This window comes from Bacillus sp. Medicinal_06, from assembly GCF_056711665.1.
In genome coordinates this window covers 58,959-84,117 of sequence record NZ_JBWYHD010000008.1, presented here as the reverse complement: position 1 = coordinate 84,117, position 25,159 = coordinate 58,959, and the positions used below count along the sequence as shown (strand labels likewise).

General features: G+C 35.9%; 22 protein-coding genes. 17 read left to right on the top strand and 5 right to left on the bottom strand.

The annotated features are described in order from the left end of the window. The 3 genes from AC1M36_RS19825 (at position 1) to AC1M36_RS19815 (ending at position 6,179) form a co-directional block, all read left to right on the top strand. Positions 1 to 642, top strand: coding sequence for a response regulator transcription factor (locus tag AC1M36_RS19825; RefSeq protein WP_336452967.1), 642 nt, complete (start codon positions 1 to 3; stop codon positions 640 to 642). 413 nt (positions 643 to 1,055) lie between these two features. Next, positions 1,056 to 5,294 carry a S8 family serine peptidase gene (locus AC1M36_RS19820; RefSeq protein ID WP_336452968.1) on the top strand — a complete coding sequence of 1,413 codons (4,239 nt, stop codon included), beginning with the start codon at positions 1,056 to 1,058 and terminating at the stop codon, positions 5,292 to 5,294. Positions 5,295 to 5,579: 285 nt separating this feature from the next. Continuing rightward, positions 5,580 to 6,179 carry a TasA family protein gene (locus AC1M36_RS19815; protein WP_336452969.1) on the top strand — a complete coding sequence of 200 codons (600 nt, stop codon included), beginning with the start codon at positions 5,580 to 5,582 and terminating at the stop codon, positions 6,177 to 6,179. A 153-nt stretch (positions 6,180 to 6,332) separates the two neighbouring features. Here the strand turns inward: AC1M36_RS19815 and AC1M36_RS19810 are convergent, their stop codons facing one another. After that, complete coding sequence (locus AC1M36_RS19810) at positions 6,333 to 6,857, bottom strand: DUF2812 domain-containing protein (protein ID WP_336452970.1); 525 nt, start codon at positions 6,855 to 6,857, stop codon at positions 6,333 to 6,335. A 1-nt stretch (position 6,858) separates the two neighbouring features. Continuing rightward, on the bottom strand, positions 6,859 to 7,173 hold the full coding sequence (locus AC1M36_RS19805; protein WP_336452971.1) for a PadR family transcriptional regulator: 315 nt from the start codon (positions 7,171 to 7,173) through the stop codon (positions 6,859 to 6,861). Between the two features lie 321 nt (positions 7,174 to 7,494). Between AC1M36_RS19805 and AC1M36_RS19800 the strand changes: the two genes are divergently transcribed. The 8 genes from AC1M36_RS19800 to AC1M36_RS19765 all read left to right on the top strand — a co-directional run bounded on the left by AC1M36_RS19800 (position 7,495) and on the right by AC1M36_RS19765 (position 15,452). After that, positions 7,495 to 8,469 (top strand): phosphotransferase enzyme family protein, encoded by a 975-nt coding sequence (locus AC1M36_RS19800; RefSeq protein ID WP_336452972.1) that lies wholly within the window; start codon positions 7,495 to 7,497, stop codon positions 8,467 to 8,469. Between the two features lie 162 nt (positions 8,470 to 8,631). Continuing rightward, complete coding sequence (locus AC1M36_RS19795) at positions 8,632 to 10,092, top strand: alanine/glycine:cation symporter family protein (protein WP_336452973.1); 1,461 nt, start codon at positions 8,632 to 8,634, stop codon at positions 10,090 to 10,092. Positions 10,093 to 10,261: 169 nt separating this feature from the next. Then, entirely contained in the window at positions 10,262 to 10,990 is a 729-nt protein-coding gene (locus AC1M36_RS19790; protein ID WP_336452974.1) for an amino acid ABC transporter ATP-binding protein, read from the top strand. 12 nt (positions 10,991 to 11,002) lie between these two features. After that, entirely contained in the window at positions 11,003 to 11,839 is an 837-nt protein-coding gene (locus AC1M36_RS19785) for a glutamate ABC transporter substrate-binding protein (RefSeq protein ID WP_336452975.1), read from the top strand. 65 nt (positions 11,840 to 11,904) lie between these two features. Beyond that, entirely contained in the window at positions 11,905 to 12,561 is a 657-nt protein-coding gene (locus AC1M36_RS19780) for an amino acid ABC transporter permease (RefSeq protein WP_336452976.1), read from the top strand. Next, entirely contained in the window at positions 12,562 to 13,206 is a 645-nt protein-coding gene (locus AC1M36_RS19775) for an amino acid ABC transporter permease (RefSeq protein ID WP_174100293.1), read from the top strand. A gap of 463 nt (positions 13,207 to 13,669) precedes the next feature. Beyond that, entirely contained in the window at positions 13,670 to 15,094 is a 1,425-nt protein-coding gene (locus tag AC1M36_RS19770) for an amino acid permease (RefSeq protein WP_336452977.1), read from the top strand. Next, entirely contained in the window at positions 15,072 to 15,452 is a 381-nt protein-coding gene (locus tag AC1M36_RS19765; protein WP_336452978.1) for an OsmC family protein, read from the top strand. Before AC1M36_RS19770 ends, AC1M36_RS19765 begins: the two co-directional genes overlap by 23 nt. Positions 15,453 to 15,520: 68 nt before the next feature. Here AC1M36_RS19765 and AC1M36_RS19760 read toward each other — a convergent pair whose 3' ends face one another. Together AC1M36_RS19760 and AC1M36_RS19755 are read right to left on the bottom strand one after the other, a co-directional pair. Beyond that, positions 15,521 to 16,894 carry a sensor histidine kinase gene (locus tag AC1M36_RS19760; protein ID WP_336452979.1) on the bottom strand — a complete coding sequence of 458 codons (1,374 nt, stop codon included), beginning with the start codon at positions 16,892 to 16,894 and terminating at the stop codon, positions 15,521 to 15,523. Further along, positions 16,891 to 17,583, bottom strand: coding sequence for a response regulator transcription factor (locus AC1M36_RS19755; protein ID WP_336452980.1), 693 nt, complete (start codon positions 17,581 to 17,583; stop codon positions 16,891 to 16,893). The genes AC1M36_RS19760 and AC1M36_RS19755 overlap by 4 nt, the downstream gene beginning before the upstream one ends. A 195-nt stretch (positions 17,584 to 17,778) precedes the next feature. Between AC1M36_RS19755 and AC1M36_RS19750 the strand changes: the two genes are divergently transcribed. The 5 genes from AC1M36_RS19750 to AC1M36_RS19730 all read left to right on the top strand — a co-directional run bounded on the left by AC1M36_RS19750 (position 17,779) and on the right by AC1M36_RS19730 (position 22,936). After that, on the top strand, positions 17,779 to 19,005 hold the full coding sequence (locus AC1M36_RS19750; RefSeq protein ID WP_479846133.1) for a cell wall-binding repeat-containing protein: 1,227 nt from the start codon (positions 17,779 to 17,781) through the stop codon (positions 19,003 to 19,005). Between the two features lie 154 nt (positions 19,006 to 19,159). Continuing rightward, complete coding sequence (locus AC1M36_RS19745) at positions 19,160 to 20,620, top strand: SulP family inorganic anion transporter (RefSeq protein ID WP_336452982.1); 1,461 nt, start codon at positions 19,160 to 19,162, stop codon at positions 20,618 to 20,620. 81 nt (positions 20,621 to 20,701) lie between these two features. Next, positions 20,702 to 21,124 carry a universal stress protein gene (locus AC1M36_RS19740; RefSeq protein WP_336452983.1) on the top strand — a complete coding sequence of 141 codons (423 nt, stop codon included), beginning with the start codon at positions 20,702 to 20,704 and terminating at the stop codon, positions 21,122 to 21,124. A gap of 396 nt (positions 21,125 to 21,520) precedes the next feature. Then, positions 21,521 to 22,630 (top strand): IS200/IS605 family element RNA-guided endonuclease TnpB, encoded by a 1,110-nt coding sequence (gene tnpB, locus AC1M36_RS19735; protein WP_479846127.1) that lies wholly within the window; start codon positions 21,521 to 21,523, stop codon positions 22,628 to 22,630. Positions 22,631 to 22,810: 180 nt separating this feature from the next. After that, entirely contained in the window at positions 22,811 to 22,936 is a 126-nt protein-coding gene (locus tag AC1M36_RS19730) for a DUF4027 family protein (protein ID WP_336452984.1), read from the top strand. A 139-nt stretch (positions 22,937 to 23,075) separates the two neighbouring features. Here AC1M36_RS19730 and glpT read toward each other — a convergent pair whose 3' ends face one another. Next, positions 23,076 to 24,425, bottom strand: a complete 1,350-nt coding sequence (gene glpT, locus AC1M36_RS19725) for a glycerol-3-phosphate transporter (RefSeq protein ID WP_336452985.1) — start codon at positions 24,423 to 24,425, stop codon at positions 23,076 to 23,078. A gap of 268 nt (positions 24,426 to 24,693) precedes the next feature. Between glpT and AC1M36_RS19720 the strand changes: the two genes are divergently transcribed. Further along, positions 24,694 to 25,152 carry a MarR family winged helix-turn-helix transcriptional regulator gene (locus tag AC1M36_RS19720; protein WP_336452986.1) on the top strand — a complete coding sequence of 153 codons (459 nt, stop codon included), beginning with the start codon at positions 24,694 to 24,696 and terminating at the stop codon, positions 25,150 to 25,152. Positions 25,153 to 25,159: the final 7 nt, after the last annotated feature.

Genomic DNA, 25,159 nt, shown 5'->3' with positions numbered 1-25,159 from the left:
ATGATTAAAATATTAGTAGTGGATGATCATGCTTTTTTACGAGACGCAATTCGCAGTATACTAGAGGTTGAATCTGATATAAGAGTAGTTGGGGAAGCGATCTCTGGGGACGAGGTATTAGAGAAAGTCGAGGAATGCAGACCGGATTGTATTTTAATGGATATTAATCTTCCTGGGAAAAATGGAATTGAAGCTACGGCGTTAGTGAAAAAACAGTATCCGACTTGCCGAGTGCTTGCTTTTACTATGTATGAGCATGACGAGTATTTAATGGATGCACTTCAGGCGGGTGCTGATGGCTATTTGTTGAAAGATTCATCATCAGAGCAAGTAGTAGCAGCAATTCGAATGTTATATCAAGGTGATTCCGTTATTCATCCGCGTATGACGAAAAAATTAATTACGTATCATCAGCAACAAATGAAAGTAGAATCAAACGAAAATGAATTGACAGAGCGTGAAAAGGAGATTCTCTTTGAATTGGTTAAGGGGCTTAGTAATAAAGAAATTGCTGAAGCTCTATATATTAGTGACAAGACAGTTAAAATTCACATCAATAAAATTTTTAAAAAGCTCAATGTAAAAAGTCGTTCGCAAGCAGTGATTTATGCAGTTCGAAATCAATTGGTTCCGTTGGACTAAATAAAAAATTCCTAAGAGAACTATCGTGTTTCTTTATTCTCTATTCCAAAGAATAAAGAGCAAGATAGTTCTTTTGTACTATTTAGGTGTAGAATCATTAGAACAAAAATTACTCCTTTTGTTTAATGTTCAGAAAAATCGGAATATGGAATAATGAAAATAGAATTATCGTTTCATTGTATTAATAATTCATTTTGTGAAAATTTGGTATTGGAAATAAGTTGTAGGGGGCGTTTATAGAAAAAATTAAAGTGGACGGTCAGCTAGATGAAATGTGGGGATGGTAGCAGTGTTGGTTATTCTCAATCATACAAAATAAAGGTTCAAGATTGATAGAATTGCCAATGCTGAACAAGGTTTTGAGAATCAATTCGTCTCGAAAAAATAACTTTGTAATTATAAGGGGATGCCATATGAAGAAAAGAAAATTTGGAAAGATTCTTATTGGAACGTTGACTGTTGGTATGTTATTGTCTCAAGGAATTCCATATAACGTATTGGCAGAAGAGGTAAATACATCTACTTTAACTGGTATTGATGATGCAAATTCTGTATTGAAAGGACTTACAAAGGAACAACGTAATGCTTTAAAAACATTAGATACAAAACCAGGTTTTGTTATTTCACCAGGTATCAATACAGCAAGTCCTGATAATGTGAATGTAATTGTAGAGTTCAAGCAAGCTCCTGCTAAAATTGAGGTGCTAAAACAAGCAGCTAAAGGGAAAAAATTAGCTCTTTCTAATGCAGAACAAAAGGTGGAAGCATCTCATAAAGGATTTAAATCTGAGCTCGAACAGCTTCGAAAAAAGAAAGATAAAGGGGAAAACTTTAAGTCTGCCAAAATAACAAGAGAATATAAGAATGCTTTTAATGGTGTGGCAATGTCGTTACCTGGGAATATGATTGAAGACTTAGTTCGCACTGGTATCGTTAAGCGCGTATGGGAAGATCAGGAGGTCAAAATTGATTTGCCGAAAGAAACAGCTAAGACTGCTGCCCAGCCAAAAATGGCAGATAGTGTACCACAAATCGGTGTGGACAAGCTTCATGATGAAAAAATAACAGGTAAAGGAATTAAGGTGGGGGTGCTGGATACAGGTATCGATTATAACCACCCTGATTTAAAAGATGCATATAAAGGATATCGTGCAACACAAGGGGAAGATCCAACAAAGGTAGATCCAAACTCTATAAAAGGATGGGACTTCGTTAATAACGATGCTGATCCAATGGAAACAACATATAAAGACTGGCAAAACTCTGGAGGTTATCCTGAGATTTATAATGGAAATGCATATTATACATCTCACGGTACACATGTAGCTGGAACTATTGCTGCAGACAAAAAAAATAACGTAGATTATGCGGTTAAGGGAGTCGCTCCTGATGTAGATTTATATTCGTATCGTGTATTAGGACCATATGGAAGCGGACAAGTAAATGGTATTCTTGCTGCGATTGATAAAGCAGTGAAAGACGATATGGATGTTATTAATCTATCACTAGGTGCCTCTATTAATGATCCTTTATACCCTACTTCTGTGGCAGTAAACAATGCTATGTTAGCTGGTGTTGTCACAGTTGTAGCGGCAGGAAATAGTGGACCAGAAGAAGGAACTCTTGGATCACCTAGTGCGGCAGCACTTCCGATTACAGTTGGAGCGAGTGACGCTGCGATGACTATCCCGACGTTTTCCGCTACTGCAGGTGATTTACATGTGGATAAGATGATGCTACTTGGAAAAAGCTTTGCTGATAAGCTTGAGGACTTAAAAGGACAATCCTTATCTGTTGTATATACAGGCCTTGGAAAATCAGATGATTTTTCAGGGAAAGATGTAAAAGGAAAGCTAGCGCTCATCCAGCGCGGTGAGATTACTTTTGATGAAAAAATTAAAAATGCGAAGGAAGCAGGCGCGAAAGCTGTCATTGTGTACAACAATGTGGATGGTGACATTACAAGTTATCTTGGAGAAAGTACTTCATCTATTCCATCTTTCCGCTTAACAAAAGCAGATGGTGAGAAATTACAAGCAAAAGCTGCCCAGGGGGATGTGTCCTTAGCATTTGGAGAACTGAGTAACACAAAAACAGAGGGAGATCACCTAGCTGATTTCAGTTCACGAGGTCCTGCAAGTAAAACAGATGATATTAAACCAGATATAGTAGCGCCAGGTGTGTCTATTTTCTCTACTGTTCCTGAATATATTAATGATCCAAAGGATGGCGAAAATTATCCAGTAGCGTATGGACGTATGTCGGGTACATCTATGGCAACTCCTCATACTGCGGGGGTAGCAGCATTAATTTTACAAGAACATCCAAACTATAGTCCATTTGAAGTAAAAGAGGCGCTTATGAATACAGCGGTAGATTTAAAAGAAGAGCGCTCCGTATTTGAGGTGGGATCAGGACGAATTGATGCTTATCGTGCAGTTCATACGGATACAGCGATTGAGGTTATCGATAAAACGACAAACGTGGTAAATGATGAAGAAGTAGAAATTGAAGAAAAAACTGGTTCTATTGCATTCGGTTATAAAACGCAATTAGCAAATGGACCAATTAAAGATAATCGAAAAGTTCTGATTAAAAACAACAATAAAACAGAAGAAAAAGAGTTCAAACTAGAAGTAGAGTTTTCACCAACAAGTGTAGGAGTGCAGGATGCAGCGAAGAATGGTGTGAAGTTGAATGTACAAGATTCTATTAAAGTAGCTCCTGGTACATCTGGGGAAATTAGTCCTGAAATTATCATTCCAGAAAACGCGGAATTCGGTAGATATGAAGGATATATTCATATTTCAAATAAAAACAATGAAAAAGAAACATATCAAGTGCCATTTGCAGTGAAATTCACAGAAAAAGGGATTGCATCTGTAGATTTGCTTAGAGATGCAATGGCGACAGATACATCTAACTTCCATCCATTTATGGGAAGACCGAGTTCACCGTTGACATTTAAATTAAATAGTCCACTTGAAACCATTGATGCGGTTGTGAAGGATCGAAAAACAGGAAAGGCATTAGGAATTGTTGGCACACTTAATGCTAGTAGTCTAACACCGAATACTGAATATATTATGTTCGATGGTATGGGAGGATACGTGTTCCCGTTTACAGGAGATCCGAATCATCCAATTGGAGATAAACGAGTTACGCTACCTGATGGAGATTACCAACTGGATTTCATTGGATATGATAAAGAAGGAAAACCTTATACAAAAGGAGATAGCGTAATTATTGATAATGTCAAACCTGAAGTGAAATTTGCTGATGTACAACCTGGTGTTCATGAGGTAAATGAATCTATGTTCACAGAAGAAGATGGTCAAAGGGCATTGTGGGTCCATGGTAATATTTATGATTCTACGATAGATGCATTAAAGGCAAAAGGCCTTCAGTATGATCAAAAGGCTAATGAAATTGTATATTACCAAAACTCTGCCTTTCCATCAGGTTGGTTGAATACAATTCAAGCCAATGGTGATTTTAAACTTGGCGTACTTCCAGAGGAAATAAATGAACCGCTTAATTTAAGATTATTTGGATATGACCTTGCAACTGCAGCGAATATGGCGAATGGGTTTAAAGATTACGTCTTTGTTAAAGAAGGAACAGAATACGCTATTCCAAGTTATGACAAAGACAAAATAAAATTAGGAGACAAAATTACGTTAACTTTAAATCTCAATAATGTAAAACAACTTATGTCAGGTACATTTGAGATTCCTTATAGTAAACAGCTATTTAAATTTACAGATGTGAAATCAAATCCAGCGCTTACGGAATATGCGAAACAACATGGATTAAATATCAAGTTAGAAGATCCGGTGATAAATGAAGAAGGCACTTGGGAAAATAAAGTAAAAGTTGGCGCATCTGTAGAAGGAGCAGAATTTAAGGGATTAGATGGAGACACACCATTTTTAGATGTTACATTCGAGATGACGAGTGATGAATATTTTAATAGTTTGGCTGTATTTGGAGTAGATAAATTCTCTTATACAAAAGCTGGTGTATCAGAAGGTGCTGAGATTCCTGTGTTTAAAGATAAATCCTTTTCTATTGTTTCAAAACATTCAATGGTTACAGGATATATTGGACCAGAAGCATTCTTGACTGAAGAGGGGTATGTAGGTAAGAACGACTACACAAAACTGGGAGCAAAAGTGTACGTGGTTGGCAAGGATGGAAAGAAATACACAGGGAAAATTGATAATAACGGCCAATTTGAAATTCACAATGTTCCTGTGAGCGATAAAGAATACGATATTTTTGTAGAAATGCCGGGTCATTTAAATAGTAAATTAACAACAAAAATAGGGAAAATGCAGGATGGGGAATTAGTAGGTCAATATTTTAGAGCTGATATGGATGATAACCTTGCTGGTGACGTCAACGGCGATAAAATGGTGGATATTCAAGATGCTAGAATAGCAGCTCTATCATATGAAAAAGGAAAAACTGTTAAAGATGGTGACATCAATCAAGACGGCGTTGTAAATGAAACAGATATACGTTTTATCGAGAAGAACTTCTTGAAAAAGGGTCCAGATGCTAAAGAGAATCAGAAACCAAAAGAAAATGTTGGACCAGTGACGTTAGAGAAAATCTTGCGCTCGATTGGATTGGAACCGAAAAAATAAGTAAGTACAAATTTGGAATGCAGTATGCCATTAAATAACTACAATAAAACGAATTAGGGATGTGCTTCCATGATTAATGAGGACCGGTAATGCTTCATTGTAACGTTACCGGTTTTTCTTAAAGTAGTTTTATAGTGAAATGTATTTTGGTACTTGAATTTTCACATTGAGTAATTAAAATTGGTTAGTTTTTAACGTGGAATAGTTTACTAGCTTGTTTATTATTTTTCGTGCAATTGATACGTGATCTATAACTTGAACTTTTAAAATAGGGGGATTATTGAAATGGGTCTTAAGAAAAAGCTTGGTATGGGTGCTATGACTGCGGTTCTTGGTTTATCTTTAATTGGGGGAGGAACGTATGCGTATTTCAGTGATAAAGAAGTGTCAAATAACACGTTTGCAGCTGGTACTTTAGACTTGAGTGTTGATCCTAAAGTCGTTATTGATGTAGATAATCTTAAACCAGGTGACGAAATGGAGCGTGGGTTTCAACTAGTTAACAAAGGTACATTAGCGATAGGAGATGTGAAGCTTCTTACTGATTACACTGTAATTGATGCCAAAGGAGATAATGGAAATACTGATTTTGGGGATCATATCCGCGTTGATTTCTTGTGGAACTTGGACAAAAATACAGTACCTATATGGTCTACTACATTATCTGAATTGAAGGAAGCTACACAAAATGGAAATATTCCTGATCTTGTGCAAAAAGGTATTGTAGATCGAGAAGAAAACGGACTTGCTCCAGGTGATGACGATACTTTCTATGTGATGTTCACATTTGTAGATAACGGGGAAGATCAAAATGTGTTCCAAGGAGATGTATTGAATTTGAATTGGACTTTCAACTCAATGCAAACAGAAGGTGAAGAAAAGTAAATGCATGTGTGGGCTCAAAGTAAAACTTGATTAAAAGGATGTTGAGAACATTCATTTCATTATGAAAAGATTCCCTTATATTTTGAATAAAGATTAATTAAAATATAAGGGATTTATAATGTATCGCTGCTTTATAGACTTAGAAATGCTATACTATTTTGTGCGAAAAGAATGGTAGTAGGTCGCCATTAATGTCATTAACATGGGAACAGTAATGACAAGTGAACATAAAAAGATTGTTGAAAATATTGTACTTAATAATCCAGAGCTTACTGAATGAACGATATAGCTTATAATAAGCAGAGCCATACTAATCGCGACTGTTAATAGAACTGGTTGTCTAAGTTTTTTTATTTTTTCCTGCTTTGTTTCTTTATCTGTATAAATTGGTTTTGTGCCAGGTTGCGCTTTAAATAGGTGCATATTATAACTTGAGCAAATATATTCCCAACCTGCCAGTTCAAACATTTCGATATATTCTTCTAATTCGTTTGCTGCTAATTCTCTTATATCAAGACTAAAAATAACATCTTCAGCAATACCTTTTTCCAATTCATATCCCATTTTTTTGAAGCGTTTCACGATCCAACCTTTTGTAGCATACTTCCTTAGCTTCTGTAAGTCCCTTTTTTCTGAAAAAGCAATTCCGTTTGACATCATGTATTTTGTTTTCCCCATTTTACTTCTCCCCCTTTAATCCATTTTCAGCGAAATCAAGCATCGTTTTACGTCTCAAAATATCTTGTTCTAACACTTCTTTCCCTTTTTCTGTTAAAACATATACTTTTCTACGTGAATTTGAATCATCAAATAACTCAATGTAAGATTCGGTTATTAACTTTTTAATAATTGTGTACAGTGATGCAGGTCCAATTACTACTTGACCTTCTGTTAATTCTTCAATCAAACTCATCACTGCATAGCCATGCCTTGGTTTTGTAAATCCTGCCATAATATAAAATACAGAATCAGTTAACTGCTCTAATGATTTCATTTTATCCCTACCTTTTATATCACTTTATGATATATCTGAAAAAAATATATCATAAAGTGATATAAACAACAAGAAAAAGATGGAATTATTATCAGATTTTAGTTTGAATTCACATTTAGGTATAGGTTTCTTATTTACAAAATGCTGAGAATCTCTAAAGAATGTTCCGGCACCTTGAACAAAAAAGTTGATTGAATAAGCAATCTTTTTATTTTTTGATCCCTTCTATTTATAAAATTTGAGCTCGTGCATTCTGTTCATAGCAGTATTTTTCACGTTCATGTCGAATTAAATAAAGGATACGTAAAGGAGGAGCTAAATATGGAAATAGCTGTAGAGAGAGTTTTCACCAATGAAATTTTGGAGGAAGCGGCAAATCTATTTAACGTTACAGTGGAAAAAAATCCACTTGGAGATTTTGAAAACTATATTTTTCATGCAAAGGATGAAAAGGGGGTATCTTACGTATTAAGATTAACGCACTCTTCTCATCGATCTGAAAAACAAGTAGAAACAGAATTAGATTTTTTACAGTATCTAGGGGAGCATGGAGCTAAGATTGCTAGACCATATTATTCAAAATCTAGAAAACTTGTAGAAGGGATACAAGCAGTAGATGGAACTTTCTTTTACGCTTCTTTATTTGCATATGCCAAAGGAGAGAGAGTAAAAGATTCAACATCTATTTATTGGGGAGATGATCTTTTTGAAGCATGGGGAAAAGCGATTGGTCAACTTCATCGTCTTACAATAAGTTATCCTAATACAGGATATCGTGATACATGGGAGATAGAAGAGAAAGCGATTATTGATCAGTTAGAGGATGAACAAGTAAAAAAGATTGCATATGTATTAATTGATAAAATAAAGATGCTTCCAATAGAAAAGAGAAATTTTGGTCTTATGCATGGTGATATTCATCAAGGGAATTTCCATTATGATGGGAAAGAATTGACGATTTTTGATTTTGATGATGCAACGTATAATTATTTTATTCATGATTTAGCAATGGTTATTTATTATTCCGTTCTTTCGAATGTATGGAAGACTGAACAAGAAAAAACATTGTTTGTGCGTAAACAATTACAAGTATTAAGAAAAGGGTATGAGTTAGAACATCAATTAGAAGAAAGTTGGTATGAATCACTACCACTATTTTTACGCCTTCGTGATATTGGTTTATATGGTACGATTCAGAAGAAGTTCAAGGGTAAAGAAATGCCAGTATATTTTCAAAAGCTAGCAGATGAACTGTATGTAAGGATTATAAAACAGGAAGCCATTGTGAATATATAATACAGATGTAATGTAACAAAGTATATATATCAAATATATACTTTGTTTTTTTATACAAAAATATGTTTGTTTTATCAAAATAATATTGTCATAGACTATAGATACATTTATACTTTTTATATATTCTGAATATTCTTTATAAAGAAAAGGAGGGGAAATAGATTGGAAGCTTTCGTTACTTGGCTAAATAGTATTGTATGGAGTCCCGCACTTGTTTATTTATGTTTAGGCGTTGGTTTATATTTTTCGATTCGAACGAGATTTTTACAAGTTAGACATGTGGGAGAAATGGTAAAGCTTACATTTCAAGGAGAAAAGTCAGAAGCCGGTGTTTCTTCTTTCCAAGCGTTAGCGCTTTCTCTATCAGGGCGCGTTGGAACAGGGAACATCGCCGGCGTTGCAACAGCAGTTGCATTTGGTGGACCAGGAGCAGTCTTTTGGATGTGGGCTGTGGCATTTTTAGGAGCGGGATCTGCTTATGTAGAATCAACACTTGCCCAAATATATAAAACAAAGCATCAAGGGCAATTTCGTGGTGGCCCAGCGTATTACATTGAAAAAGGATTAGGAATTAAGTGGTATGCACTTGTGTTTGTCGCTGCTACAATCCTTGCAACAGGGATGTTGCTTCCAGGTGTTCAAGCAAATAGTATTGCCTTAAGTTTGGAAACTGCTTTTGGCATTAATACTTCTATCTCAGGAGCAGTATTAGTCGTTGTATTAGCACTTATTATTTTTGGTGGGGTTAAGCGTATTGTTAACGTAGCACAAGTTGTTGTGCCATTTATGGCGGTTGGATATATACTTGTTGCTTGCGTAATTGTGTTTATGAATATTGAAAAGTTACCTGAAGCATTTATGTTAATTATAAAAAGTGCATTTGCATTAGAAGCGGCTTTTGGTGGAATTATTGGTTTAGCAATTTCTTGGGGAGTAAAACGTGGTATTTATTCAAATGAAGCTGGTCAAGGAACTGGACCACATGCTGCAGCAGCAGCGGAAGTATCACATCCAGCAAAGCAAGGACTTGTGCAAGCATTTTCCGTTTACATTGATACATTATTCGTTTGTTCAGCAACAGCGTTTATGATGATTATTACAGGAATGTATAACGTATTTGATGCAAGCGGAAAAAACTTCATTGTAAACAAATTGAATGGTGCAGAACCGGGTCCTGGATATACACAAGCTGCAGTAGAATCTGTATTCCCTGGATTTGGAAACGGTTTCGTTGCCATTTCTCTATTATTCTTCGCTTTTACAACAATTATGGCGTATTACTACATTGCAGAAACGAATATTGCCTATTTAAATCGTGATAAAGATCGTCCATGGATGTCACTTGTTTTAAAAATTGTTTTCTTAGGTGTTGTATTCTACGGCTGTATAAAAACAGCAGCAACCGCTTGGGCTCTTGGTGATATCGGTGTAGGGATTATGGCATGGGTGAATATCATTGCAATTTTATTCCTACAAAAACCAGCACTCCTTGCATTGAAAGACTATGAAAAACAGAAGAAAGAAGGAAAAGATCCTGTATTCGATCCTCGTGAACTAGGAATTAAAAACGCCGATTTCTGGGAGCACGAATACGGAAAAGATAAGAAAGAAGAAGTGTCATAATAGAGTATTTGTAAAACAATAACGGGCAGTATATCTGTCCGTTATTGTTCAAATAATGGGAATTTCTATTTGCGTGGTCGAATAAAATTTGAATCAGGTAAGCTTCATTTTATTAATAATTGGGCCAAGTTAAAATACGATAAAATTAGGGTGGAAAGGGGGAAAAAGATTGATTGCTTTTCGTGATGTAAATAAATTTTATGGTAACTTTCAAGTTTTGAAAAATATTAATTTACAAGTTCAAAAAGGAGAAGTAGTTGTAATCGTCGGACCATCTGGATCTGGAAAAAGTACATTACTTCGCTGCATTAACCAATTGGAAACAATTACAGAAGGAGAATTAGTAGTACAAGATGTTGAAGTACATAATCCGAAAACAGATATGAATAGATTACGCCGGAATATTGGAATGGTATTTCAACATTTTTATTTATATCCACATAAAACAGTACTTCAAAACATTACACTTGCACCAATAAAAGTAAGTAATGTCTCGAAAGAAGAAGCAGAAAAAACAGCGAGATACTATTTAGAGAAAGTAGGAATTCCAGAGAAAGCGGATGTGTATCCGCAGCAATTATCTGGAGGACAACAACAACGGGTAGCAATTGCAAGGGGATTAGCAATGAAGCCAGAAATCATGCTATTTGATGAGCCGACTTCAGCGCTCGATCCAGAGATGATTGGAGAAGTACTTGATGTAATGAAAACTTTAGCAAAAGAAGGGATGACGATGGTTGTCGTGACCCATGAGATGGGATTTGCGCGTGAAGTAGCAGACCGCATCATATTCATGGATGAAGGACAAATCATTGAAGATACAAAGCCAGTAGACTTCTTTGCAAATCCAAAGCAAGAAAGAGCACGATTGTTCTTAAGTCGGGTGTTAAACCATTAGAGGAGGGATTTCATGTTAAAAGCGAAAAAACTGTTTGTTTTAATTGTATTTTCATGTTTATTTACTCTTATCATAGCGGGTTGCGGAAGTAAGAAAGAGACGTCTAAAGAAGTGTCTAAAGAATCTTCTGGCGGGAATGTAGTAGATCAAATTAAAAAGCGTGGGAAACTAGTGGTTGGAGTTAAAAATGATACAAACTTATTTGGATTGAAAGATCCTGCAACAGGGAAGGTAGAAGGGTTTGATGTGGATGTAGCAAAAGCGCTTGCGAAAAAAATTCTAGGAGATGAGAGTAAATTAGAATTAAAAGAAGTAACTTCCAAAACGCGTATTCCAATGTTGAAAAACGGTGATATTGATGCGATTATCGCAACGATGACAATTACAGAAGAGCGTAAAAAAGAAGTTGATTTTTCAGATGTATATTTTAAAGCGGGGCAGTCGTTACTTGTGAAAAAAGGAAGCAAGATTAAGAGTATTGATGATGTGAAAAGTGGCGTGAAGGTATTGGCGGTAAAAGGGTCAACTTCTACACAAAATGTTCGTAAAAAATCACCAGAAGCAACGGTGCTAGAATTTGAAAATTATAGCGAGGCATTTACAGCGTTAAAAGCAGGAAAAGGTGATGTACTTACAACAGATAATGCCATTTTATATGGTATGGCAAAACAAGATGCAAATTATCAAGTTGTTGGAAAAATCTTTACAGATGAGCCGTATGGAATCGCTGTTCAAAAAGGAGCAACAGATTTGACAAAGGCAATTAATGATTTGTTAAAAGAAATGAAAGCAAATGGAGAATACGATAAATTATATGAAAAATGGATTGGTGAAAAGCCAGAGAAGTAAAGTATAGAAAGAGTAAGAGGATGAGAGATACTCATCCTCTTCTTGTAAAGAAAGAGGGGGGGCATTTGCCTGATTTTTCTATTCTTATAAACAATCTTGATTTGTATTTAGAAGGATTTAAATATACAGTGTTGTCCAGTATTGTTGCACTGATTGGGAGCTTTATTCTTGGCATTATTATGGCAGTGATGCGAATTGCACCCATTCGAGTTTTGAATTGGCTTGGCGCGACTTATGTAGAATTCATTCGGAATATTCCACTCGTTTTAATTGCATTTGTATTTTACTTTGCTTTTCCAGTAATGGGTGTAACATTAAATGGATTTGTTGCTGGTACAGCTGCACTTACAGTCTATACAGCAGCATTTATTGCAGAAGCAATTCGAGCTGGAATCTTGTCAGTACCGAAAGGACAGATGGAAGCAGCACGTTCTTCAGGCTTAACGTATGTGCAAGCCATGTATTATGTCGTTTTACCACAAGCTATTAAAATAGTAATTCCGCCATTAGGAAATCAATTTCTCAATTTAGTAAAGAACTCATCTATCCTTGGCATTATTGCAGGAGCAGATTTGATGTATCAAGGGGATTTAATCTCAACAAGAACATTTGTTACATTTGATGTATATATATTTGTTGGAATGTTTTATTTACTTTTAACTGTACCGCTTAGTATGCTTGTGCGTTACTTTGAGAAACGCTTAGCGAAAGGAGCGGTGTAAATGGACTTTCGAGGTGCTTATACAGGCGATCATATTTTATTTTTATTAAAAGGGCTACTTGTTACGTTAGAAATAGCTGTTATAGCAATTTTGCTTAGTTTTATTATTGGTAGTGTGGTCGGGACGTTGCGATATACAAAGATACCAGTCGTATCACAGTTACTAGGTTTTATCGTTGAAATCATTCGTAATTTACCGCTGCTTTTAATTATTTTCTTTACGTATTTTGCACTTCCAGAAGCTGGACTGAAATTAGAGATTACAACAGCAGCTATTGTTGCTTTAACGATATTTGAAGCAGCGATGATATCAGAAATTGTGCGAAGTGGCTTATTATCGATTGAAAAAGGACAAATTGAAGCAGCACGTGCCTCTGGATTATCATATGTACAAACACTGTGGCATATTATTTTGCCACAAGCATTGAGACGCATGGTACCACCACTTGTTAGTCAATTTATCTCTTTATTAAAAGATACGTCACTAGCAGTTGTTATATCTTTGCCAGAACTCATGCATAATGCCCAAATTATTAATGGACAAAACGTAAACTATATGATTCCTACGTTATTACTTGTTGCATGTATGTATTTTGTTGTTAACTACAGTTTATCGCTTGTGTCTAGAAAATTGGAAAGCCGTTAACTCTTACATGAAATAGGATGTAAGAGTTTTTTTATTTTTTACATATATAAATATAAGTTGAAAAATCGACATAAAACCTTTCTTTTTGGGTGGGAGAGAGGATCCGTCCATGGATAGAAGCGTTTTTCTGCCCCATGCCAAGTTAAAACAAAGAGAGAAAATGAGTGCAGTCCTCTTTTGTTTTCATAGCCCGCATTACCTGCCCGTAAAAGCCCGATTGGTGAGGGATGATTAAAGTTTCACTTTATATCTTGGAAAAATAAAATGGATTTATGTAGTATGGAAAATACCACTTGGAATATATTAACTTTTTAGTAGTGTAATTGTAAGAGGAATTAAAAAATATGATATTTTATCAGAAAAGTTTTAATTTTATATAGAAATTGTAACCGCTTTCGTGTATATTTTTATTATCAGAAAATTTTAAAAAGAGATAGAGGGTTTTTTATAGGGGAGGATTACGATGCAGCAAACAACGAACGAGAAATTACATCGTACGATGAAGAGTAGACATTTATTCATGATTGCACTTGGAGGTGTAATCGGAACAGGATTTTTTCTTGGATCAGGATATACCATTAACCAAGCAGGACCAGGAGGAGCGATTCTTTCTTATTTAGTGGGCGGATTTATTATGTATTTAACAATGCTTTGCCTTGGTGAGCTAACGGTTGCGATGCCAGTTTCTGGTTCCTTCCAAAAATATGCGACGAAGTTTATCGGTCCAGGGACCGGATTTATGATCGGCTGGCTGTACTGGCTTGGATGGGCAGTTACAGTTGGTTTAGAGTTAACATCGATTGGTTTAATGATGAAAAGATGGTTTCCACATGTCGATGTTTGGGTATGGTGTCTTGTATTTGGAGTTATTTTATATATGTCAAATGCTATCTCAGCAAAGAGTTATGCGGAATTAGAATTTTGGTTCTCAAGTATTAAAGTTATTACAATTGTTGCATTTGTTGTTCTTGGTGGTAGTGCGTTATTAGGATTTTTACCATATGACGGAAAAGAAGCAGCACCTCTTTTTTCTAATTTTGTAAGCGATGGAGGTTTGTTCCCAAATGGACTTGCTGCTGTACTTCTTACAATGATTACAGTTAACTTTTCATTCCAAGGTACAGAGTTAATTGGGATTGCAGCGGGGGAGAGCCAAGAGCCGGAGAAAACAATCCCGCGTGCAATTCGTAATACAGTATGGCGTATTATGTTGTTCTTTATTTTAACAATGACGATTTTAGTAGGTTTAATTTCTTGGAAAGACGCAGGAGTTATTGAAAGTCCATTCGTTGTTGTATTTGATAAAATCGGTATTCCATATGCAGCGGATATTATGAATTTCGTTATTATCACTGCGTTATTATCTGTAGCGAACTCAGGATTATATGCAGCGACACGTATACTATGGTCACTTGCAAATGAAGGAATGGCACCGGCTTCTTTCAAAAAGGTAAATAAGCGTGGGATTCCGATTACAGCATTAGTAGTTACAATTGCAGTAGCAGCATTATCTTTATTAACAAGCTTTTTAGCGGAAGATACAGTATATATGTACTTATTATCTATCGCTGGCTTATCAGCTGTCTCAAGTTGGATTATCATTGCCTTATCACAACTTCGCTTTAGAAGCCAGTATATAAAGGGTGGCGGGAAATTAGAAGATTTAAAATATAGAACACCACTATATCCAATTGTTCCAATTTTAGCGTTAATTACAAATAGTATTGTTGTAATTAGTTTAGCGTTCATTCCAGAACAGCGTATGGCACTATATTGCGGCATTCCATTTATCATTTTCTGCTATGTGTATTATTATATAAATAAGAAACGGCAGCAAATTACGAAAGTGGAGATGGGAACAACATATGAAACTAACAATCAAGCATGATGATATTGAAGCAGAATTTTCAAATGGTCGATTGTCTATTGGAAAAGAAAGTGGACATACGCCGTTAGAATTATTGGTTTCTTCTATTGCAGGATGCAGTGCAATTGTATTTCGGACAATTTTAGAAAAGAAGCGTATTACATATGATACGTTTACAATTGAAACTGAAATTGGAAGAAGTGAAGTTTTATCGAGACCGGTAGAAAGCCTTCATTTGCACTATAGGTTAAAAGCAGAGGGGATTACACAAGTACAATTAGAAAAAGCGTTAGAACTTGCGGTAAAGAATTGTACGATTGCTCAATCTGTGAAGGATAGTATAAAAATTACGGAAACAGTTGAATTAATTAATGAATAAAATTTTGTAAGTGGTATGTAAATGCGAGGGTAATGTCTTATAGACATTACCCTCGCATTTTTATTTTTTTACATACTGATTGGAAATGAAATAGTAAAGCAAGAACCTTGATTTACTTCACTTGTAACAGTAATTGTTCCGCCATGTAGTTCGACTATTTCTTTGACAATGGCAAGTCCTAATCCAGTTCCGCCAGTTGAGCGAGATCTTGCTTTATCGACGCGATAAAACCGTTCGAAAATATGCGGGATATCTTCTTTTGGAATTCCTTCTCCTGTATCTTGAATTGAGAGTTTAATGTGTGTGTTATGCTCTGTAACGGAAATTGTAATTTGAGAATGTTCAGGTGAATGTGCATACGCATTATTTAAAATATTGATGATCACTTGTTCAAATCGTTGTTCATCAAGAGTTATAGAAAGTGAAGAAGGGCATGTTGAAGAAACATTGATATGCTTTGCTTCATACATGATATTCACTTTTGTAACGATGCGAGAAAGAAAAGTTTGTAAGTGTACTTCCTTTGTTTGAATCGAAAAGTTATGCTTTTCCATTTGCGCGAGTAAAAATAAGTCTTGTACTAAATTTGTAATGTAGTCAGCTTCATCTTTTATAATCGATAAATATTTTTGGCGCTGTTCAGGAAGCGTGTCATTTTTCATAGCGATATCTGCATATCCTCTTACATAAGTTAAAGGTGTTCTTAGCTCATGGGCGACACTTGCTAGAAATTCACTGCGTTCTTTTTTCATATAATGTAAATCATTCGCAAGTGTTTGAATAGACTGTGCAAGTTCACCAATTTCATCATTTCGATTACTTGTTAAAGAAACGGATAAATCACCATGACTCATTTTTTCAGTAGCATGCTTCATACGAAGAAGCGGCTTTGTTAACAGACGCGATAGAAGAAATATCGTAATGACTGTTAAAATAAATGTAACAGCACCAACAACAAGGAATTGTTTCGTAAGACCTGCAATCATTTGTTTAATAGAACTTGTACCGAGAAACATATAAACATAACCTTGTATTTTTCCTTCTATTATTATCGGGCTAACTGTGCATATATAATTAGATGTTTTCCAGTGGTTTTCTATGATTGTTCCGTTATGATCTGCACTTGTTATCATTTCGACAATGTGCCTTTTTATAGTGGAATCTATATCATTAGATTTTGCTAATATTTCTTTATAGGAGTTTGTAATAACAACCTTTGTTTCAGCTTCTGACTCCATTAAAGCGACATGAGAGATTGTTTGGGAATCGAAATGTTTTTCAAGTACATCCCGATGGCTATTTCCTCGCTTTAATAATGCTGTCATTTCTTCATTTACTCTCGTATTGATAAGGCTGTAATAGAGCAATGCAAACAGGACGGTTTCGATTAAAAGCGTAACAATTAAAAAATAAAATCCGAGTTGAACAGAAATTCGTTTCATCGTGTAGCTCCTTGATTTTCAGTATCAATCCATCGATAGCCAACACCATACACGGTTTTTAAATGTTCATCAATTGGAAAATTAGCCTTTCGTAATTTATCACGTAAATTACGAATATGGGAATCCACTGTGCGATCCTCTGTATTTGTATCTAGCCCCCAAATTCGCTCAATAAGCTGATCACGGCTGAGTACATAGTTTACGTGACGCAAAAATAATCCAAGTAAAGAGAATTCAATTGGTGTAAGCAAAATCTCTTGTCCATGAACGGAAATAAAGTGCTTTGCTTCATCCCACAAAATCCCTCTATATTTTAGTTGTTCATGCTGATTGCTACGTCGCAATACGGCTTCAATTCGTGCTAATAGTTCATCTTCATGAAACGGTTTTGTTATATAATCATCAGCTCCGATTTTTAATCCTTGAACAACATCTATCGTTTGATCCCGAGCGGTTACCATAATGATAGGAACATTACTAAATGAACGAATCCTTTTACATGTTTCCCATCCATCCATTTTTGGCATCATAATATCGAGAAGAACAAACTTAAAACTTTGGTTTTCTATATAGGAAATGGCTTCTTGGCCTGAAGTCGCAGAAATGCAATTATATCCTCTAGGAGTAAGATAAAGTGCTAATAACTCCAGCATACGTGGTTCATCATCTACGAGTAGTATATTCATCATATAATATCCTCCGTATTTGTATTCACTATTAAAAGTGTAATGCAAAATCATGGAGAAATGGTGCAGATTATGATGCGTCTGCATAATTTCTTCAGATTTGGTTGTTATCGTATAGTTGAAATTTTCATTTTAGGTAAAGGATATAGGTTCAAACGATAAAGGTGAGGAGGCGTTTTTTTGAAAAAAACAGCTCGAATGTTAAGTGTGACAATAGTTGCTGCATTTGGACTTGCAGCGTGTGGGCAAGCCAATACAGAGCATAAAAATCACGAATCTGAAAAAGAGAAGAAAAATGAGCAGCAAAAGGAAATGAATCATGAGGCGATGACACCGAAAGAAATGAATGCAAAGGCATCTAGCGATTTATTAACAACAAGTTTAAAAAATATAACAAGATTAAATACAAATGATCCTGTGCAAATGGCAGTGTTAACATCACAAACAATCTGGCCAGCAACTCATAAAGAGAATCAACCAGGAGCGGTGATCTTAGTACCAGTTAATCAGTGGCAACTTGGGCTTGCTAGTGCGGATTTGATTCATCATCCGAACAATGGGCCTATTTTATTTACAAATAAAGAGGGAATTCCAGAGGCAACATTAAAAGAGATCAAGCGGTTAAATCCACTTGGAACAAAAGATGGAACTCAAATTATGGTAATGGGGGATGTAGGATCTTCTACATTAGATCAATTAAAAGAATTTAAAGTAAAACAAATAAAAGAAACAGATCCAGCTATATTTGCGAAAGACGTTGATAAAGAATATGCAGACATAACAGGGAAGTATCCAGAAAGTGTTATTATCGGTTCGTCTGAAGAAGAAGGGCGTTTATATACAACGCCAGCTGTAAATTGGATTGCACATATGCCAGAACCTCTTTTATATGTAACAAAAGATAAAGTACCCGAAGCTACAATTGAGGCGTTAAAAGCAAGAAAAGGGAAAGCAAATATATATATATTAGGTCCAGAAAAAATAATTTCAAAAGAAGTAGAAAAACAGTTAAGTAAGCATGGTAAAGTAACGCGTATTAGTGGGGAAAGTCCGACAGAAAACTCTATCGCTTTTGCTAATTTTAAAGATGAAAAAACGAAATTTGGTTGGGGATTCAAAAAACCGGGACATGGTGTATCATTTGTTTCAACAGAAACACCAGATTTAGCAATTGCTGGTGCACCGTTTTCTCATATGGGGAAACATGCACCTGTTCTATTATTAGATAAAGGGAAGGTTTCGCAACCAGTCTATGATTTATTGGCAACAATCCAGCCGAAGTTTAAGGATGATCCAACCTTAGGACCATATAATCATGGCTTTTTATTAGGGAATACGGAGAATATTTCATTTGAAACGCAAGGGATATTAGATGAAAGATTAGAGATTGTTCAGGAAAATGGCGGAGGTCATGCTGGACATTAAGTAGAAAAGACGCTGCATAAAAGCAAGCGTCTTTTTATTTTGGGAAACTTTTTCATAGCAAAAAATCTGACATTTATTATATAATAGCTCTCGTGCAGTCGGATCGATTTTCTTATGGAGGAAATTAAAAATAAAAAAGTAGAGGAGTGTTTTTTTGTTTCAAAAGATAAAAAACGAATGGTTTTCGAATGTAAAAGGCGATGTGTTATCAGGTATTGTTGTTGCACTAGCGCTGATTCCTGAAGCGATTGCCTTTTCCGTTATTGCAGGAGTAGATCCGATGGTTGGACTATACGCTGCATTTTGTATTGCCGTGACAATTTCATTTGTGGGCGGGAGACCGGGGATGATTTCTGCTGCGACAGGTGCGATGGCGCTGTTAATGGTGACGATTGTAAAAGATTACGGATTGCAGTATTTATTTGCAACGACGATTTTAACAGGTGTTGTACAAATTATTTTTGGAGTATTAAAGCTAAGTTCATTAATGAAATTTGTTCCGCGCTCGGTTATGAGTGGTTTTGTAAATGCATTAGGGATTTTAATTTTTACAGCACAATTGCCACATTTCAAAGGTGTAAACTGGCAAATGTATGCGTTAGTAGCATTAGGACTCGTAATTATTTATCTATTTCCACGTATTACAACAGCAGTACCGTCTACACTTGTTTCTATTATTATTGTGACAAGTATTGCGTTACTCAGCGGATTTGAATTACGAACTGTTGGCGATATGGGAAATTTACCAACCGAATTACCGTTCTTTAGTATTCCGGATGTACCATTTACGTTAGAAACATTAGCTATTATTTTACCTTATTCGATTATGTTAGCTGTGATTGGTTTATTAGAATCGCTATTAACAGCATCTCTTCTAGATGATATAACAGATACACCGAGTAATAAACATAAAGAGGCAAGTGGTCAAGGAATTGCCAATATTGTTGCTGGTTTCTTTGGTGGAATGGCAGGGTGCGCGATGATTGGACAATCTCTTATTAATATGAAATCAGGCGGACGTGGTCGATTATCAACATTCGTTGCTGGTGGCTTTTTAATTGTTCTACTGTTTGTTCTTGGTGACTATGTTGTCCATATTCCAATGGCAGCATTAGTTGCGGTTATGATTATGGTGTCTATTGGAACATTTGATTGGAATTCTGTATTTACCCTTCATAAAGTTCCAAAGGGTGACGCGTTTGTTATGGTCGTAACAGTTGCAATTGTTCTTGTAACACATAATTTAGGACTCGGTGTGATTATCGGTACGGTAATAAGTGCCGTACTATTTGCAGCGAATATGGCAAAGATTCACGTGAAACATTTTTATATTGGTGAGAAAAAGAGATACACTGTTCACGGACAACTCTTCTTTGCATCTACTACAGCATTCATAAATACGTTTCAGTTTAAAGAAGATGTAAAAGAAGTAGAAATTGATTTTACACATGCCCATATATGGGATGATTCAGCAGTAGCAGCCGTGGATAAAGTTGTGATGAAGTATGAGCAAAATGGTGTGAAAGTAAATATAACGGGATTAAACGAGCGTAGTTCGCAGCTTGTTACAAAATTGGCTACTTATAATAAAAATAAAGAACAAGCTGTTAGTTAAATAGGAAGAACCTTTTCGGGAGGCCGAAAGGGTTCTTTTTGTATTATAATACGAGTATGATGATGAAAGGGGCTTCAGCATATGTACAAGCAGATTATACTAGCATGTGATGGTTCAGAACACGCAATGCGCGCAGCAAAACATGCCGCACACATCGCTATGTTGAGTAAGGAAATAAACGTTGAAGTTGTATACGTAGTAGATAATAGAACGGCAAAATCAGATATTATACAGGGACAAACAAATATAGAAACAATTTCAGCTAGTAGAAAAGATAGATTAAAAGAAATTGAGGCTTTATTACAGCAAGAAGAGATCTCCTATAAAATTACGATTTTACATGGTGATCCAAGTGATACAATTATTCAATACGTAAATACAGGAGACATTGATCTTGTAATTGTGGGGAGTAGGGGATTAAATACATTACAAGAAATGGTGCTCGGTAGTGTAAGTCATAAAGTAGCTAAACGAGTGAAATGCCCGGTGATGATTGTAAAGTAACAGACAATAGAAATGTTGTCTGTTTTTTATCATTTCCCGACAGAAAACTCCCACCTCAAGGAATGGATAGGATATGGTCCAATGAGTAGGTGGGAGATGAATGGCGGTTAGGCAAAAGCCTAATGGTTCTTCTTGTTGAAGAGTTAGTATGAGGTATCGGAATCCGTTCGTTCCTATAGAAGGGAAATGATGCAGTAAGAAGCATTCTTACATATAAGGAATTGTTCCATCATAAAATTCCATCCATATGTATACATTTTTGAAGGGCGACAGAGGAATTTCGACAAGAAGAAATGATACGAGAGAAGTATTTTTGAGTATAATATGATATCGTTCTCATGCATATCGCGAAAAAAGCATGTAGAAAAACCAAAATAGGAAGTGAGGTGGAAAGTGGTGCTCGTCCATAAAGCGTATAAGTTCCGGATCTACCCTAGCGCAGAACAAAAAATACGTATTGCGAAAACAATTGGTTGCTCTCGTTTTGTATTCAATTACTTTTTGGCAAAATGGAATGATAGATATAAAGAAACAGGAAAAGGATTCACCTATGGCACTTGTTCTTCGCAATTACCTGCTCTCAAAAAAGAATTTGTATGGTTAAAAGAAGTGGACAGCACGGCTCTTCAATCTTCTCTTCACAACCTCACTGACTCGTATTCACGATTCTTCAACAAACAAAACAAAGCACCTCGGTTTAAGTCGAAAAACAATAAAGTCCAATCTTATACAACGAAGCACACGAATGGGAACATCGCGATTGTAGGGAATCAAATAAAGTTACCGAAACTGGGCCTTGTCACGTTTGCCAAAAGTCGTGAGGTAGAAGGCCGCATTTTGAGTGCTACTGTCAGAAAAAATCCAAGTGGAACATATTTTGTCTCGATTCTTGCCGAAGTAGAAGTGCAAGAATTGCCAGGTTCCGTTGTTGGTGTAAAAAACTTTGCGATTCTTTCAACTGGAGAGGTATTTGGCAATCCGAAATGGTTTCGGGTATTAGAGAAGAAGCTCGCTCATGCCCAGCGTATTCTGTCTCGCCGTACAAAAGGTGGAGCGAACTGGCATAAACAGCGAATCAAAGTGGCTCGTATTCATGAACGAATCACAAATGCAAGAACCGATTATTTGCAAAAACTCTCTACGATGATCATCAAAAACCACGATGTGATTGGGATAGAAGATTTGCAAGTATCCAATATGTTACAGAATCACAAGCTAGCAAAAGCGATTCAAGAAGTATCTTGGTCACAATTCAGAGCGATGCTTACGTATAAGGTAGAGTGGTATGGGAAACAAGTCGTCGTGGTATCAAAAACATTCGCCAGCTCTCAGCTTTGTTCAAATTGTGGAAACAAAAACAAAGACGTGAAAGATCTGGAATTGCGTGAATGGAAGTATCTTTCTTGTGGTATGCATCATGATAGAGATGTCAACGCAGGAAAAAATCTGAGAAAAGAGGCCTTAAGGCTTCTAACCGTAGGGACTACGGGGATTGCCTACTCATAAAGCCGAGGGATACTTTGGTGTTCGTAGAAATCCCCCACTTCAAACAGTTTGTTAGACTGTTAAGTGGGGGTAGTTCAAAGGGGGAAATCTTACAATTTTGTAAGACAGTTGTTAGCGAAATCGATGTTATAAAATTGCCTCCATGGATAAAATAAAGATATCAAATAAATACATGAGAGGATGAAAGAAATGAAAGGGTTTCAAAATCTGTCATATAGTCAAGGAGTAAGTCTTATTTGTTTAGGGGGCTTTGCTACTTCAGTGATATTGGCTATTACTGTGAAAATGTTTCAGCAGATGTTTTAATAAAAGTAATGTTGTAAATAGAAGGGAAATGATTGTTATAGTAGGCAAGACAATATCACTAGACATAAATAAAAAATAGCTCTTAGCGTGTATCTTAATGCTAAGAGCTATTTTGTTTTTTACTGAGTAAAGTTTCACTTTATGCTTGCTGTGATTTTGATGATCCTGTATTTAAAGTTAGAGCAAGGAAGACAATCGCAAGCACACAAGATGCAAGTAATAGAATGAAACCACCGTTCCACCCGAAAGCATCTACAATAAAGCCCATTGCCGCACTAGCAAATGCAGCACCGCCCAGGTAACCGAAGAAACCTGTTAAACCAGCAGCTGTTCCAGCAGCTTTTTTTGGTGCTAAGTCAAGGGCATGTAATCCAATTAACATAACTGGTCCATAAATTAAGAAGCCAATTGCAACAAGTGCGATGCTGTCAATGATTGGGTGACCAGCTGGATTTAACCAATAAACAAGAACGGCAATGAATACACCAACCATAAATAAAATACCAGCAGGTGCACGGCGTCCTTTAAATAATTTATCACTCATCCATCCACAAAGGAGTGTACCTGGAATACCAGCAAATTCATACAATGCGTATGCTGTACGAGAACTATTATGAGTAAAGCTTTTTTCTTCTACTAAATAAGTCGGTGCCCAGTCTACAACGCCGTAGCGTACGAAGTATACGAATACGTTAGCGATTGCGATGTACCATAAAAATTTGTTGTTTAATACATACGTAAATAAAATTTCTTTTACTGAAAGTTCACGTTCACGATCTTTTACTTTTTCATCTGAAGGATATTCACCTGTATATTCTTCAATAGGTGGTAATCCACAAGATTGAGGTGTATCGCGCATTACAATTAATACATAGATTCCAACTAAAATTGCAAAAATACCTGGGAAGTAGAAAATACTTTGCCAGCTACCAGCAAATAAGAATAGTCCTAATGTTACAAGTGGTCCCATAAGCCCACCACCAACATTGTGGGCAACGTTCCAAATAGACATTTTTGTACCGCGTTCACTAATAGAGAACCAATGAACCATTGTACGACCACATGGAGGCCAGCCCATACCTTGTACCCAGCCATTTAAAAACTGGAGAACAAACATTAGTAAAATACTCGTTGTAATAAAAGAGAATGAACCAAAAATAATATTAATGATACCGGATAAAAATAGCCCTGCTGCTAAGAAGTAGCGGGGGTTACAACGGTCGGATACAATCCCCATTATAAATTTACTTAAGCCATATGCAATAGATACGGCAGAAAGGATAACTCCAAGTTCTCCTTTGCTAAATCCTTGTTCAACAAGATAAGGCATTGCTAGTGAAAAGTTTTTGCGAACAAGATAGTAACCTGCATAACCAATGAAAATTCCTAAAAACACTTGTAAGCGTAGTTTGCGGTATTCGCTATCTACGCGATCAGCAGGCAAGCGTTCTGTATGCGGCGCAGGTTTAAATAAATTAGTTAGAAACATCGCCTAAAATCCTCCTCTATTATTGTAAGCGTTCAACACCATGGTAAACAAAAAAAGACCATGAAATATAGAAAGGCACTCTTTCCATGTTCCATAGTCGTATACTCTAATTCTCCATGACTTTCGCTATTAACTTCGTCACAAAGTATACAACTTTGTGACAAATTTGTAAACGTTTTTATGAAATAAAGTTGTTGACGGGATTTATTAGGTAGTTTAATATTTAAATACGTTAAATATTTTATTGTTTAAATAAGAGGTGGATAACATGCAAAATGATATAAATCATATTGATAAAATTCAGGCTCTTGCATTTTCTATAGGGAAGAAAATGCAAACGGAGTTATTAGAACAAATGCAAGCATCAGGACTTACACCACCGCAATTTTACATTTTAAAAATTTTAGATCATTACGGTGCAGCAAGGGCTACAGAGCTGGCGAAGAAAATGTACGTGAAACCAAGTGCAATTACAGTGATGATTGATCGTTTAATTGAGCAAGAATTGGTGTTACGCTATCACGACAAAAGTGATCGTCGCGTTGTCATAATTGAGTTAACAAAGAAGGGGAAAGATGTATTAGAAGAGGCAATGGCTGCTCGAAATGAACACATTGCCAAGTATTTCTCACAATTAGAATTACAGGAAAGAGAAGATTTATTACGCTTATTTGAAAAATTAGAGAAAATTATTTGCGGAGCATCCGAGAAAAAAGAGACAAACTAAAGAGAAT